The following is a 12,960-nucleotide window of genomic DNA, read 5'->3' as shown; positions in this document are numbered from 1 at the left end:
GTGAAGGTGAGAACCCATGCGCGCTCTGCTCGTCGACCGTTCCGCGCCCGGCGGCCTGAGGCTCGGTGAAGCGCCCGATCCCGTACCCGCCCAGAACCAGGCGCTGGTACGGGTGACGGCGGCCTCCCTCAACTACGGCGAGGTCGCGTTCGGCATCCAGAACGCCCCAGAGGGGACCGTTCTCGGCTGGGACGCGGCGGGGATCGTGGAACGCGCCGCCGCCGACGGATCCGGCCCGGCCGCCGGCACGCGGGTGGTCACGCTCGCCGGCGACGGCGCCTGGGCCGAGCTTCGCGCCGTCGACACGGACCTCATCGGCACCGTGCCACAGGATGCCGACCTCGGCGCGATCAGCACCGTCCCGGTCGCGGGCGCCAGCGCGCTCCGTGCACTCCACCGGATCGGCCCGATCCTCGGCAGGCGCGTGCTGGTCACGGGCGCCACCGGCGGGGTCGGGCGGTACGCCGTACAGCTGGCTTACCTCGGCGGGGCCCAGGTGGTGGCCTCCACCGGCGACCCGGCCGCGCACGACGAAAGCCTGCGAGCGCTCGGCGCGGACGAGGTGGTGTCCGGGCCGCACGAGATCACCAAGCCCGTGGACGGTGTGGTGGACCTGGTGGGCGGTGACCAACTGGTGTCCGCATACGACCGGCTGGCCGAGGGCGGCACCCTGGTCGCCGTCGGTCACTCGGCGAACAACGGCGAGAACTTCCCCTTCGGCGCCTTCTTCGGCGACCAGGGACGGCACGATCGCTCGATCGTCACGTTCTTCCTGCTCGGCTGCCAGGGATTGGCGCCTGACCTGACCTGGCTGGCCGGCCGCCTCGCCGCCGGTCGGTTGGACCCGCAGATCTCGTGGCGGGGTTCCTGGCAGGAGGCCGCCCAGGCGACCGCGGCCCTCCTTGGCCGCCGCCTGCACGGCAAGGCGGTACTCGAGATCGAAGCCCGCTAGAAGTCGAATTCGCCGTTTCGCCAGCCCTTGCCGAACGCGGCCCAGACCGAACCACTGACCACCCACGGCTCCATCTCGGGACGCTCGGTGTCCCGCATCGCGACCCGCCCACCGCTCAACGGGGCGACCTCGATGCAGTCTCCGCCGTTATCGCCCGAGAACGACGACTTACGCCATGCCGCCGTCCTCAGTTCCTCACTCAATTCCATGCCGCCATCAACCTCTCTTTGATCAGCTTCAGCGATACGTGCTGGGGAAGGGCCTCCGCACGTATCGCCTCGTATCTAACACTCAGGTCGGCAACCTCATCCGGCGCATCCCGCACCTGGCCTTGCCCCGCCGACTCCAGATAGGCAGCGTCCGGCATTCCGTTGGCTTGTGCCAGGACGAATCCGCCGAGGAGGCCGGTAGTGGAGAGGGCTGAGTAGGACAGCACCTGGATGGTGATTCGAGTGCTTTCGGCCAACGCGATAAGATGTTCGAATTGATGACGAGTCACGGCCTCGCCTCCAATCGGACGGTACAGGATTCCTTCATCCAAAACAGCCCAGAACATCGGCGGGTTCGAGCGGGCGAAGATGGCCTGCCTCTCCATCCGAGCCGTCAGCGCCTCCTCCGCCTGCTCCTTTGTCGTACCTGGCTTGCCGTTGAAAATCGCGCGAGCATAGTCGGAGGTTTGAAGCAGTCCCGGGACGATGAGCGGTTGCCACGTCCGCAAGACCGTGGCGCTCTGCTCGATCTCCAGCCAGGGCCGAAACCACTTCGGACTGCGCTCCCGGCTGATGCTCGGCCACCGGGCGAGAAGCTCGCCGGATAGGCCCAGCGCCTCCTCGCAACGTTCGGTGAAGTCCTTGCTCGGGTTTCTGGCGGCCCGCTCGACGCTGCCGACGAGGCTCGGACTGAAACCGACTCTGTCCGCGAGCTGTTCGAGGGTGAGCCCTTTGTCGATACGGAGTTTCCGCAACTCGCATCCGAAACGAGCCAGTGGTCCAGCGTCCGGGTCCAAATCCTTGACGCTCATTCAGCACCTCCGCCGTTCTGTCGCCACGGAACCACACACGCCGACACACACAACACGTGCCTAATCTGTGCGGCGATTGTCCTGCGGACCTCTCACTTAACGTAGTCGTTCGCTGGCACTGTGAGAGGTGACTTCCGAGAGACATCTGCGTGAGAGGTCAGTTCTTACACCGGACACACAATCTTGTGTGCAGGCGACAAGCAAAGCGACCGGACAAAGTCGGTGATTCCCCATGCTCATGCGAACAGAGGATGTAACGCTCATCGGAGCGACCAGACTGCGCCGCAGCGACAAAGCACCGAAGCAGGCGCGAGCAGCCGTCGCGTGGTGGCTCGCGACCGGTCCTCCCGCGCTGCCGGACGCGCAACAGGTCGTCAGCGAGCTGGTCACGAACGCCTGCACACACGTGGAGGGCGGCGCGGATCGCGAGTGGGTCGCGGTAAGCCTCAGCCTCGGCCCCGACTTCATTCGCATTGAAGTCACCGATCCCGGAGCTTTCGCCTCCGAACCTCACATTCCCGATTATCCGCCACTGGAAGTTGAATCGGGGCGAGGCATTCGGATTGTCATGGAGCTGTCCGAGAACAGCTGGGGAACGTTCATCAAATCATCGGGCCATCGCGTCGTATGGGCCGATCTGAAAATTCCGAGCCCATGAAGACGCGGTCAGACGGGCTGCCAGAGCTCGATCCGATTGCCTTCAGGATCGGTGACCCAGCCGAATCGACCGACACCCTCCATGTCGTGCGTTTCTTCGGCCACGTCCGCGCCCTTGGCGCGCAGTTGCGCGACCATCGCATCCAGGTCGCGGACCCGGAAGTTGAGCATGGTCTGCTGGGCGCGGGAGAAGTAGTCGGCCTCGGACTCGAACGCCGCGAACACCGTCGGCCCGGCTTCCTGACTCCACAGGCCGTGCTCATCGGTGTCCAGGCCTAGGCAATCGCGATACCACGCGCTCAGGGCCGCCGGGTCGGCGGCGCGCATGAAGTATCCACCGATTCCAAGCACTCGTTCCATGCGGCTATCTTGCCAGGATTGCGATCGAGCGGGCTGACCCGGCACCATCGCCCGGCTTACCCGGCGAGCTCGGCGACGTCTTCCGTGCTCAACCTCAGCGCGCCGGCGGCGATGTTCTCCTCCAGGTGAGCCAGTGAGCCGGTGCCGGGGATGAGCAGGATGTTCGGTGAGCGGGCCAGCAGCCAGGCCAGGGCCACCTGCGGCGCGGTCGCGCCGTGGCGAGCGGCGACGGCGTCCAGCCGCTCGGCCGTGAGCGGCTGGAAACCGCCGACCGGGAAGAAGGGGACGTAGGCGATTCCGGCCGCCGCGCAGGCGTCGACGAGCGGGTCGTCATCGCGCCGGGACAGGTTGTAGAGGTTCTGGACGCAGGCGATCGGCGCGACCTTGCAGGCCTCGGCGAACTCCTCGGCAGTGACGTTGGAGATGCCTATGTGGTGGATCAGGCCCTCCTCGCGCAGCGCGAGCAAGGTCTCCAAGGGTGCGGTCAGTGGTGTCTGGCTGCGGTCGCGGTCGCCCATCCGCAGGTTCACCACATCCAGGCGGTCCACGCCGAGAGAGCGCAGGTTCGCCTCGACGCCACGGCGCAGGCCATCGGGCGTGAGGCCGTACATCTTTGCTGCTGGTAGGGCGATGTCGGAGCCCTCGACCAGCGCCCCCACCTTGGTCACGATCACCAGGTCGTCCGGGTAGGGATGCAGCGCCTCCCGGATCAGCTCGTTGGCCGCCACCCCGTCACGCGAGTAGTAGTGCGAGGTGTCGATGTGGTTCACGCCGAGCTCCACGGCCCGGCGCAGGATGGCCAGGGCCGTCTCCCGGCTGGGCGGCTCGTCGCCTCTCGGCCAACCGGTCAGCTTCATCGCGCCGTACCCGACCCGCGCGACGCTCAGGTCGCCACCCAATGCCCATCGTTCCGTCATCACGGTCACTCACCCTAGACGTCCCAAAGCAGCCTAGGTCCACGCAACCGTAAAGCCGTTGTGGCGAACAGTCGGCACGGTGCTGAAGATCTCGCGGGTCTAGCGTTACACGCGCCCGGGAATACGGAGAGGGCATCTGCCATGGCTGACATCGATGCCGCGATGAAGGGATGGCGATCATGTCCGCTGCGATTCGTTTCATAGGCACGCCCCGTCTGGCGATAGGGCTCATCGCCGCCGCGCTGACACTGGCGGTCGGCGGGGGCACGACTGCCGCGGCAATGCCCCGGGCCTGGGCAACCGATACGCCTGTCACGGTGACCGAGCGGGAGTTCTCTCTCACGCTCTCGACGAAGACCTTCAGCCCAGGGACCTACATATTCACGATCAACAATGCGGGGACCGCCTCGCATGGCCTGTCGATCAAGGGGCCCGGCGTCAACTCCACCTCCAGCATCATTGCAGGCGGAAAGACGACGAAGCTCACTGTCGCGCTGAAGAAGGGAACGTACGAGCTGTGGTGCCCGGTGGATAATCACCGCTCGATGGGGATGATGACGACGATCAGCGTGAAATAGCGACCCAGCGGTGCGCTTTCTCGCCACCCACGCCTCTTCCAGGCCTGTGAAGGGGAGTGCGCCGATGTTCCGCCGGGCCGCGCCCAGAGCACTCTCCGGGGTGCCGTGCGGTGGTTACCACCAATAGTCGAAGGAGTAGCCGCTGACGGGAGAGTAGATGATGGGACCGACCGTGTATCCGCTGTCAGCCATGGCGTTCCGTACGTCGATGCAATCCTGCTTGTAAAATCCGCAACGGTATGTATCCCCGCCGGCGATCGCGCCATTGCTCGGAAGTTTTACGGTGTCCGCCTTCACCGACGCACTCGCGGCCACCGCGCCCATGCCGACGGTCAAGGGAGCTGCGAGCAGCGCGGAGAGGACGATTTTGGCCGCGAGTTTCGACTGCATGCGCATAGTTCCTCCTAGAGAGGATGTCACCGAGGATCGATTTCTCTAGGAGCGTGACATAACACGCAGTCGTCACGGTGTCGTCAGCCTGTCGGAGCCGACCTCGCACTGCGGTCGCTCGCCATTCAGCGATGATCCGATGCCATAGAAAGACATTCTCATCGCTCATCACAGAACCGCGCGATTTACTGGATGACCTTAAAGATGAACGGCGCGACCAGGCCGAGCAGAGCGAGGGCCTCGGTGAGGACGAAGCCGAGGAGCATGTTCTGGCGGATCAGGCCGTACGCTTCCGGCTGGCGCGCGATGGCCTGCACGCCCTGACCGAAGATGATGCCGACGCCGACGCCAGGGCCGATGGCGGCGAGACCGTAACCGATCGCGGTGACGTTGCCAGAGACCTGAGCGAGAACATCCATTGCGATTCCCTTTCCGAGCGTCCGGTGAAGCGCAGTATCACGGTTACCACCATTAGTTCACGTGGACAGCGGCGAAAAGAATATTCAGTCACACCAAGTTGTACGGAATCACTCGTCAATAAACGCGCTGGACAAACCGGTTTGAGCGTTTTACGTCCAGACCAGGCCGGAAGGACCCCGGCCAGGTCTGGACGTGCTCGGGTCAAGGATCCATCGCCCACTCAGGTAAAGGGTCCGCCTGCGTTCAGGAGGGCGAAGTCCCCCTGCGGAAGAACGCCCGAGCACGGCAAGGCCCATGCATGTAAGAGCGTGTCAGAGTCGCCTTCAACCCGCATCACGCGATTTACAGCGCGTCGAAACAGCGACGCGTGTTGCCGGGAGCCTGTGAGCACAAGCTACTTCGGCATGAATTCCGATGCCCGAGGATTACGATCCTTCCGGCCATCGCTGCCCCGGCCTGCCAGTGGACGCGGTCAGGCCAAGGGTCCGCCTGCGTTCAGGAGGGCGGAGCCCTCCTGTGGAAGGACGCCCGAGCGTAGCGAGGACCATGCCCTTGTGGGGGTGTGGGGGGCGCCGAGCCCCCCACAAAACACTGCCCGAGCCCTCAAAGCGCGAAGCGCCAAAACCGGCGAAGGACCTTGCTTGTCAGAGGTCGCCTTCGACCCGCATCACGCTGGCCACGGCTCGTACGATGTCGAGGTCCCGGAGTTCCTCCATGGTCGCCGAAAGTGCCGCGTCGGTGGCCCGGTGCGTCACGATGACGAGTTGGGCGTCGTCACCGTGCCCCTCCTGCCGCACCGTCTGGATCGACACGTCATGCTTGGCGAACAGGTCGGCCACCCGGGCCAGCACGCCCGGCTTGTCCGCCACGTCCAGCGCCACATGGCACCGCGTCACGGTCTCCCCCATGGGATGCACGGGCAGGTCGGCGTACGTCGACTCCGCCGGGGCGCGGGTGCCCGCCAGGCGGTTGCGGGCCACGGCCACCAGGTCGCCGAGCACCGCCGAGGCCGTGGGGGCGCCGCCGGCGCCCTTGCCGTAGAACATGAGCTGCCCGGCCGACGCCGCCTCCACGAAGACCGCGTTGTACGCCTCGCGTACCCCGGCCAGCGGGTGTGTCCGGGGGATCATCGCCGGGTACACCCGGACCCCGATCGAGCGGCCGTCGTCGGAGCGGGCGCAGATGGCCAGCAGTTTGATGACGTAGCCCATGGCCTTGGCCGAGGCGACGTCGGTGGCGGTGATCTCGGTGATGCCCTCGCGGTGCACCTCCGCCGCCGTCACCCGGCTGTGGAAGGCCAGGCCGGCCAGGATCGCGGCCTTGGCGGCGGCGTCGAAGCCCTCGATGTCGGCGGTGGGGTCGGCCTCGGCGTAGCCGAGCGTCTGGGCCTCCTCAAGAGCGTCGGTGAAGGAGGCGCCCGTGGAGTCCATCTTGTCGAGGATGTAGTTGGTGGTGCCGTTCACGATGCCGAGGACCTGTTTGACGTGGTCGCCGGCGAGTGACTCGCGCAGCGGGCGCAGCAGCGGGATGGCGCCGGCCACGCTGGCCTCGAAGTAGAGGTCGGCGCCGCCCGTGCGGGCGGCCTCGTGCAGGGTCGCGCCGTCCTCGGCGAGCAGGGCCTTGTTGGCGGTGACCACCGACTTGCCGCCGGACAGGGCGGCGACGATCAGCGATCGGGCGGGCTCGATGCCGCCGATGACCTCGATCACGATGTCGACGTCGTCGCGGGTGACCAGTGACTCGGCGTCGGTGGTCAGCAGCTCGGGAGCCACGTCGACGTCGCGTTTGCGGCCCATCCGGCGTACGGCCACACCGGCCAGTTCCAGCGGTGCCCCGATGCGGGCGGCCAGGTCGTCGCCCTGCTCGTGCATCAGCCGGATGACCTGCGAGCCCACCACCCCGCAGCCCAGCAGGGCCACTTTCAGCGGTTTCACAGCTGCCCCCTCAACAGGTCGTCCTCGGTCTCGCCCCGCACGATGACGCGCGCCTCGCCGTTGGTGACGGACACCACGGCGGGCTTGGGCAGGTAGTTGTAGTTGCTGGCCAGCGACCGGCAGTAGGCCCCGGTGGCCGCGACGGCGAGCAGGTCGCCCGGCGCGAGGTCGGCGGGCAGGAAGCAGTCGCGCACGATGATGTCGCCGCTCTCGCAGTGCTTGCCGACGATGCGGCTGAGCATGGGCTCGGCGAAACTCTCGCGGCTGGCCAGCACGGCGGTGTATTCGGCGCCGTAGAGCGCGGTGCGGACGTTGTCGCTCATGCCGCCGTCGACGCTGACGTACGTACGCAGCCCCTCGACGTCCTTGACGGTCCCGACCTCGTAGAGCGTGATCCCGCCGGGCCCGACGATCGTGCGGCCGGGCTCCACGGTCAGCTTCGGCACCGGCAGCCCGGCGTCGGTGCAGACCTTGGTGACGATCCCGCGCAGGCCGTCGGCGATCTCCTTGATGTCGGGGGCCTCGTCGCCCTCGACATAGGCGATGCCGTAGCCGCCGCCCAGGTCGAGCTCGGGCAGCACCACGTCGTGCTCGTCCTTGATCTGCACGAGCAGCGTGGCCAGGCGGCGCGCCGCCACCTCGAACCCGGCCGTGTCGACGATCTGCGAGCCGATGTGCGAGTGGAGCCCGACGAGCTCCAGCGCGGGCAGCGCGAGGATGCGGCGGACGGCCTCGGCGGCGGCCCCGCTGTTGAGCGACAGCCCGAACTTCTGGTCGTCGTGCGCGGTGGCGATGAACTCGTGTGTGTGCGCCTCGACCCCGGTCGTCACCCGGATCATGACCTTGGGCCGCACACCGTACTTCTCGGCGAGGAACCCGAGCCGGGCGATCTCCTCATAGGAGTCGACGACGATGTGCCCGACGCCCGCCTCCAGCGCCCTGGACAGCTCGGCGGCCGACTTGTTGTTGCCGTGCAGTGTGATGCGCGAGGCCGGGAAGCCGACGCTGAGCGCGACCGCCAGCTCGCCGCCGCTGGCCACGTCAAGACCGAGGTCCTCGTCCTGGAGCCAGCGGACGATCTCCTTGCACAGGAACGCCTTGCCGGCGTAGTGGACCTCGGAGCCCGCGAAGGCCGTGGCGTAGTCGCGCATGCGCGAGCGCACGTCGTCCTCGTCGAGCACGTAGAGGGGCGTGCCGTGGTCGCCGGCCAGATCGCGGACGTCCACGCCGCCGATCGTGAGCGCGCCATCGGTCCGGCTCGACGTTCGCGGCCAGATCGAGGGGTTGATCCGGTTGAGGTCGGCAGGCGCCAGCGGAGGGCGCTCATGGGGCAGCATCTCAGCGTGCCGGTCCCCGGCGGGATGGACGAATCGACTCACCCGATCGAGGCTATCGGACCCGTCGAACCCCCCGGACCCGCTGCCCACGTATCGAGACGCGATCAAGCTCCAGAAGGGATATTTTTACGATTTTTCGCCCTTTAGCCGGATATTTTGCCAATCACAGCCGCTCCGGTCCCGGCAGCACCTTGAGCACCGCCGCCGCCAGCCGCACGCGCGCCGTGTGCAGCGGTGCGGGCGGATCGTCTCCCACGGGTACGGCGGGCGCCAGCTCATGGGCGTCGTGGTAGGCCGTCGCCAGCCGTACCAGATAGGTCTCCCACCCCGGAGCCCTGCTCAGTCGCCGCCCCGGCAGCTCGGCCAGCACCCGCAGCACGGCGCGGTCGCGTGGATCGGCGAGCAGCTCCGGCTGGAAGGGCCCGGCAGGGACGCCCAGGTCATGGGCCCACCGCTGGACGGCCGCCGCACGCACGTGCCCGTAGCGGACGACGAAGCCCGGGTTCGCCCACGTACGAGGGAAATCCGGCCAGAGGTCCGGAACGTCGACCGGCTCCACCGAGTCCACCAGCACCCCCGGCACCTCCACGACGATCCGCAGAAACCCGTTGTCCAGCACCTGCGCGGCACCACGCAGCCGCGCCGCCAGCGAGGCGGGCGGGAGGCCGCGACGGAGCGCGGCGGCCGAGACGTAGACCGCCTCCCGCTCCCAGGTGCCCTCCGGCACCGGCGGCTCCCCCAGCACCTCAGCGAGCTGCTCCGGCGTCATGGAACAGAACAGCTAGATGAGCGCGTGCGGCTCGGCCGAGCCGTACTCGACCAGTTGCGCGGCCCCCAGCAGCCACCGGTCCTCCTCGCGCACCCGCACGTAGCCGAACCGGTCGGCCGAGAAGACCTTGATCCCGTCGGCCCGGCACTGCCGCATCAGCACCTCGTCCCAGCCGTCGGTGAGGTCGGCGAATCCGAGCTCCCGCAGCGTGTTGCGGCGCGCCAGCAGCGTGGCCCCGGCGATCTCCGGCAGGTAGGAGTATTCGGCGTCCGGCTGCTTGAGCAGCGTCGCCTGCGGCTTGCGGAGGTGGGCGTAGAAGGCGGCCTTGCCGACGATGTCGGCCGTGCTGAACAGGAACGCCCTGCGCAGGTCGGCCAGGTAGTGGGCGCCGTAGATGTCGCGCGGGTCCATCACCGCGACCAGGTCGCCCTCGCACAGGTCGAGGCCGTGGTCGAGCATGGCGCCCGTGCTCGCGGCCGGGTCGAGGTCGCGGAAGACCACGTCGACGCCGGTCAGGACCTCGCGGACGCGCTGCTCGGCGCCGCGCCAGGCGAACACCACCACCTGGGTGACCCCCGACTGCCGGGCCACCTGGGCCAGCGCGTGCTCCAGCAGCGCCGAGTCGGGCACGGGCAGCAGCACCGAGGTGTTGAGGGTCGCGCGTACGGCGGGCAGGCCGATGGCCTCCAGCAGCTCGTCGGTCCGCTCGGACATCGTGCCGGTGGCGTGCGCGCGGCGCAGCGCGACGTGGGCCCGGCGATCGTCGGGCTCGGTGCCGATCGAGGTGTTGCACGCCGCGAGCTCGGCCAGCACCCACTGCGGCGCGCCGGGCGGGCAGGTGACGGCGGCGGGCCAGCGGTAGGAGGTCAGCACGTCGGGGTAGGTCAGGTGCTCGGGCAGGAGCTGGTCGAGCGTGAGCACCCGGTCGATCCGGCCGCCCGCGAGCGGGATCGGGTTGTGCACCCGCGGCTGCACCCCGAAGTGCAGGCGCGGCCAGCCCACGGTGAGATCGTTGGTGAAACGGTGCTCGAACAGCTCCGCGGCGGCCGCGTAGGGGGCGGCGTCGCCCTGCGTGTGCCAGAACACCGTGCGGATCCCCCGCTCGGCGCACCAGGCCAGCAGGGCCTTGAGCCCCTCGCCCGGCTCGCCGGTGATCTCCTCGGCCCACGGCCCCCGCGTGACCGACTCGACCACGAGCAGGTGCGGCACCTCCTGCGGCAGCACCCTGGCGAAGTCGCGCGGCGTGAAGCCGGTCGTCTGCCGCCACTCGTAGCGCAGCAGCGCCTCGGTGTGCGGGTCGGCGATCACCGCGGCGGTGAGGTGCGGGCGGGTGTTGGGGCCGGTGGGCACGCGGAACGGCTTGAGCCTGAAGGAGGCGCCGTTGAGTGTGCGGACGGAGGTGGTGGCCTGATAGGCCGCGCCGGGCCGCTCGTCCTTGTCCTTGCCCGTGACGGCGACGGGCTTGCGCTTGGGGGCGACGGGCCGTTTGACCGGCTTGGCGGCGCCCTTGAGACCTCTGGCCAGGCGGACCGGGTTGCTCTTGCCGGTCCTGATCGCGTCGCCCAGCCTGTTCCAGCGGGCCACCTTGATCGAGGAGAGCTTCCAGTTGGCCACCTCGGCCTGGAAACGCTGCTCGGCGAGCTCCTTGCGGAGCTTCTCCGCGGCGGCGCGCTCGCTCTCCAGCCGCTCCTCCGCGTCGGTGAGCCGCTCGGTGAGCGCCTTGGCCTCAGCGGCGTGGTGCTCGGCCTCCACGAGCCGCGCCTGGGCCGCGTCCAGCAGCCTGGCCAGCTCGGCCGCGTGCTCGGCCTGGGCGATCGCATCACGTAGCGCTCGCCTAGTGCTCTCCAGCTCAGTGCTCACCGAGACCTCCGATTCCTAGCCCGGCAAAGGATACTCTTTTGCGGGAAGCGGCTTGAAGGGATGAGATCCGGTGCAGTTCAACGTGCGGCCCTATGTCTGCGGCGGCCTCGGCCGGATCGACACCGTCGTGCTCGGCAAGCTCGCCGCCGCGGGGCCGCGGGTCAGGCCCGCGCTCCAGACGGCCGAGGCGGCGCTGTTCAGCTCGGCGCCTCTGCCGCCCTATCACCGCGCCGGGGGCTCGTTCGCGTTCTCCTGGGGCGAGCGCCGGCCTTCTGCTCTCGACGGCTGGATGACGGTCGCCGAGACGTACGAGACGCCGGGGCTGATCGGCGACGGCTCGCGGGTCACGCTGCACGCGGGGGCGCTCGGGCTGGTCGACGTCTATTACGTACGGCATGGCGATGCGATCTACTTCTCGTCCCTGATCCAGCCGTTGCTGTCGCTGGTCCCGATCGAGCTCGACTGGTCGGCCTGGGCCTCGATCCTCCAGGTGACGTTCCCGCTCGGCGAGGCCACGCCCTACCAGCGGGTCAAGCGGCTGCCGGGGTCGAGCGCGCTGGTGTTCGACGGCGAGCGGCTGGCCACGGAGCGGGGGCTGCCACGCTGGCTGCGCAGTGAGCCGTACGAGACGTGGACGAGCGCCCACGAGATCGTGGAGCTCCTGCACGAGGTCTACAAGGACTATGACGGGCGCAAGCTGCTCGTGCCGGTCAGCGGCGGCTACGACTCGCGGCTGCTGGCGAGCGTGGCGCGGGCGCGGGGCTTCGACGTGGAGTCCTGGACGACCAGCCCCGACGACGGCACCGACACCGACATCGCCTTCGCCCGCTCGATCACCCGCGAGCTGGGCATCTCCCACCGGGTGATCACCCAGTCCGCCGACGACTACCCGGGCGACGCGGCTGAGGTGGCCCGCCGGCTCGAATACCTGACGCCGCATCACGCCTGGTACGCGCCTTTCGCCAACGAGGTGCACCGGTCGGGCCGGGTGCTGGTCGACGGCCTGGCCGGCGGGCCGCTGCTGAAGAACTTCATGGTGAGCGGGGCGGCTCTGGAGGCCACCTCACAGGCCGAGCGGTCGGCCGCGGTGCTGAAGTCGCTCAGCCTCGGCGCCCCGTCGCAGCCGTTCCTGTCGGAGGCGGCCGGTGCCTGGATGGACGAGGCCGTGCGCGAGCAGTTCGCCGCCGCGACCTCCATGCTGCACGGGCACCGGGCCGAGCTGCCGCTGTCGGTGCTGCACACCCGCACCGTGCGGGGCATCGCCCGCTCGGCGGTCAACCTGGTCGGGCCCGAGGCGTCGTTCGCGGCGCCGTTCATCCACCCCGACTTCTTCGACGCGGCGCTGTCGGTGGGGGTGGCGCGCAAGGACAAGGGCCGCTTCTATCGCGAGGTGCTGCACGCCGCCAACCCGCGGGTGGCGGCGCTGCCGTCCACGAACGTGGTCAAGCAGCCCCTGCTGCGGGTTCCGCTGCGGTCCACGGCCGCGCCCGCGCGGGCGTACGCGCACCGCATGCTGGAGACGGTGGCCGCGCGGGTGCCCGGCCTGCTGTCGGACGAGCTGCACATGGTGATCGCGGGCGGCCCCGACGCGCTGACCCGGTTCAGCGGGTGGAACGACCGGTTCTGGATCCGCGGGCTGGTGCTTTTCGGACTCTGGCTGAGCGACTTCGAGAACGACCTAAGTGATGTGTCATCCCCTTTCTGATGAACTCTCGGTAACATCACGGTTACGTAGCGATCTCGCGGGTATTACGACGAGCACAGC

The 12,960-nt window shown here is 68.6% G+C and carries 14 protein-coding genes; 4 read left to right on the top strand and 10 right to left on the bottom strand.

Translation table 11 applies throughout. The annotated features are described in order from the left end of the window. Positions 1-16 precede the first annotated feature (16 nt). Positions 17-952, top strand: a complete 936-nt coding sequence (locus AB0B91_RS07320) for a zinc-binding dehydrogenase (RefSeq protein ID WP_358317049.1) — start codon at positions 17-19, stop codon at positions 950-952. Here AB0B91_RS07320 and AB0B91_RS07315 read toward each other — a convergent pair. Beyond that, a complete protein-coding gene (locus AB0B91_RS07315; protein WP_214639044.1) occupies positions 949-1,161 on the bottom strand; it encodes a DUF397 domain-containing protein in 213 nt (70 codons plus the stop codon). The genes AB0B91_RS07320 and AB0B91_RS07315 overlap by 4 nt on opposite strands. Beyond that, positions 1,152-1,973 (bottom strand): helix-turn-helix transcriptional regulator, encoded by an 822-nt coding sequence (locus AB0B91_RS07310; RefSeq protein WP_358317046.1) that lies wholly within the window; start codon positions 1,971-1,973, stop codon positions 1,152-1,154. The genes AB0B91_RS07315 and AB0B91_RS07310 overlap by 10 nt, the downstream gene beginning before the upstream one ends. 232 nt (positions 1,974-2,205) lie before the next feature. Between AB0B91_RS07310 and AB0B91_RS07305 the strand changes: the two genes are divergently transcribed. Next, on the top strand, positions 2,206-2,631 hold the full coding sequence (locus AB0B91_RS07305; protein ID WP_358317043.1) for an ATP-binding protein: 426 nt from the start codon (positions 2,206-2,208) through the stop codon (positions 2,629-2,631). Between the two features lie 8 nt (positions 2,632-2,639). Here AB0B91_RS07305 and AB0B91_RS07300 read toward each other — a convergent pair whose 3' ends face one another. Both AB0B91_RS07300 and AB0B91_RS07295 read right to left on the bottom strand, forming a co-directional pair. Then, entirely contained in the window at positions 2,640-2,957 is a 318-nt protein-coding gene (locus tag AB0B91_RS07300) for a VOC family protein (protein WP_358317040.1), read from the bottom strand. Between the two features lie 89 nt (positions 2,958-3,046). After that, positions 3,047-3,907 carry an oxidoreductase gene (locus AB0B91_RS07295; protein WP_358317509.1) on the bottom strand — a complete coding sequence of 287 codons (861 nt, stop codon included), beginning with the start codon at positions 3,905-3,907 and terminating at the stop codon, positions 3,047-3,049. 170 nt (positions 3,908-4,077) lie between these two features. Here AB0B91_RS07295 and AB0B91_RS07290 point away from each other — a divergent pair, with 170 nt between their 5' ends. Further along, entirely contained in the window at positions 4,078-4,485 is a 408-nt protein-coding gene (locus AB0B91_RS07290) for a plastocyanin/azurin family copper-binding protein (RefSeq protein WP_358317038.1), read from the top strand. A gap of 114 nt (positions 4,486-4,599) precedes the next feature. On the opposite strand, the gene AB0B91_RS07285 is transcribed toward AB0B91_RS07290, so the two are convergent. The 6 genes from AB0B91_RS07285 to AB0B91_RS07260 form a co-directional block, all read right to left on the bottom strand. Further along, the gene (locus tag AB0B91_RS07285; RefSeq protein WP_358317036.1) at positions 4,600-4,881 is read right to left on the bottom strand and encodes a hypothetical protein; all 282 of its coding nucleotides are present in this window, start codon (positions 4,879-4,881) and stop codon (positions 4,600-4,602) included. Positions 4,882-5,060: 179 nt separating this feature from the next. Continuing rightward, a complete protein-coding gene (atpE, locus tag AB0B91_RS07280; RefSeq protein WP_358317033.1) occupies positions 5,061-5,294 on the bottom strand; it encodes an ATP synthase F0 subunit C in 234 nt (77 codons plus the stop codon). Positions 5,295-5,939: 645 nt separating this feature from the next. Then, on the bottom strand, positions 5,940-7,229 hold the full coding sequence (locus AB0B91_RS07275) for a homoserine dehydrogenase (RefSeq protein WP_358317030.1): 1,290 nt from the start codon (positions 7,227-7,229) through the stop codon (positions 5,940-5,942). Further along, positions 7,226-8,608, bottom strand: a complete 1,383-nt coding sequence (gene lysA, locus AB0B91_RS07270) for a diaminopimelate decarboxylase (RefSeq protein WP_358317028.1) — start codon at positions 8,606-8,608, stop codon at positions 7,226-7,228. The genes AB0B91_RS07275 and lysA overlap by 4 nt, the downstream gene beginning before the upstream one ends. Positions 8,609-8,729: 121 nt before the next feature. Then, positions 8,730-9,335, bottom strand: a complete 606-nt coding sequence (locus tag AB0B91_RS07265) for an anticodon-binding protein (protein WP_358317026.1) — start codon at positions 9,333-9,335, stop codon at positions 8,730-8,732. A gap of 12 nt (positions 9,336-9,347) precedes the next feature. After that, positions 9,348-11,195 carry a hypothetical protein gene (locus AB0B91_RS07260; protein ID WP_358317025.1) on the bottom strand — a complete coding sequence of 616 codons (1,848 nt, stop codon included), beginning with the start codon at positions 11,193-11,195 and terminating at the stop codon, positions 9,348-9,350. A gap of 70 nt (positions 11,196-11,265) precedes the next feature. Between AB0B91_RS07260 and AB0B91_RS07255 the strand changes: the two genes are divergently transcribed. Next, the gene (locus AB0B91_RS07255) at positions 11,266-12,900 is read left to right on the top strand and encodes an asparagine synthetase B family protein (RefSeq protein ID WP_358317024.1); all 1,635 of its coding nucleotides are present in this window, start codon (positions 11,266-11,268) and stop codon (positions 12,898-12,900) included. Positions 12,901-12,960 lie beyond the last annotated feature (60 nt).

Origin of the sequence: Nonomuraea sp. NPDC049141 (genome assembly GCF_040648415.1) — a bacterium.
Classification (GTDB): domain Bacteria; phylum Actinomycetota; class Actinomycetes; order Streptosporangiales; family Streptosporangiaceae; genus Nonomuraea.
This window is presented reverse-complemented; position numbering and strand designations above follow the sequence as displayed.

Coding starts and splice junctions, on each gene's coding strand:
- AB0B91_RS07295 (WP_358317509.1), bottom strand. CDS start 3,907: ATGACGGAACGATGGGCATTGGGTGGCGACCTGAGCGTCGCGCGGGTC.
- AB0B91_RS07315 (WP_214639044.1), bottom strand. CDS start 1,161: ATGGAATTGAGTGAGGAACTGAGGACGGCGGCATGGCGTAAGTCGTCG.
- AB0B91_RS07265 (WP_358317026.1), bottom strand. CDS start 9,335: ATGACGCCGGAGCAGCTCGCTGAGGTGCTGGGGGAGCCGCCGGTGCCG.
- AB0B91_RS07310 (WP_358317046.1), bottom strand. CDS start 1,973: ATGAGCGTCAAGGATTTGGACCCGGACGCTGGACCACTGGCTCGTTTC.
- AB0B91_RS07300 (WP_358317040.1), bottom strand. CDS start 2,957: ATGCGCGCCGCCGACCCGGCGGCCCTGAGCGCGTGGTATCGCGATTGC.
- AB0B91_RS07320 (WP_358317049.1), top strand. CDS start 17: ATGCGCGCTCTGCTCGTCGACCGTTCCGCGCCCGGCGGCCTGAGGCTC.
- AB0B91_RS07305 (WP_358317043.1), top strand. CDS start 2,206: ATGCTCATGCGAACAGAGGATGTAACGCTCATCGGAGCGACCAGACTG.
- AB0B91_RS07285 (WP_358317036.1), bottom strand. CDS start 4,881: ATGCGCATGCAGTCGAAACTCGCGGCCAAAATCGTCCTCTCCGCGCTG.
- atpE (WP_358317033.1), bottom strand. CDS start 5,294: ATGGATGTTCTCGCTCAGGTCTCTGGCAACGTCACCGCGATCGGTTAC.
- AB0B91_RS07290 (WP_358317038.1), top strand. CDS start 4,078: ATGGCGATCATGTCCGCTGCGATTCGTTTCATAGGCACGCCCCGTCTG.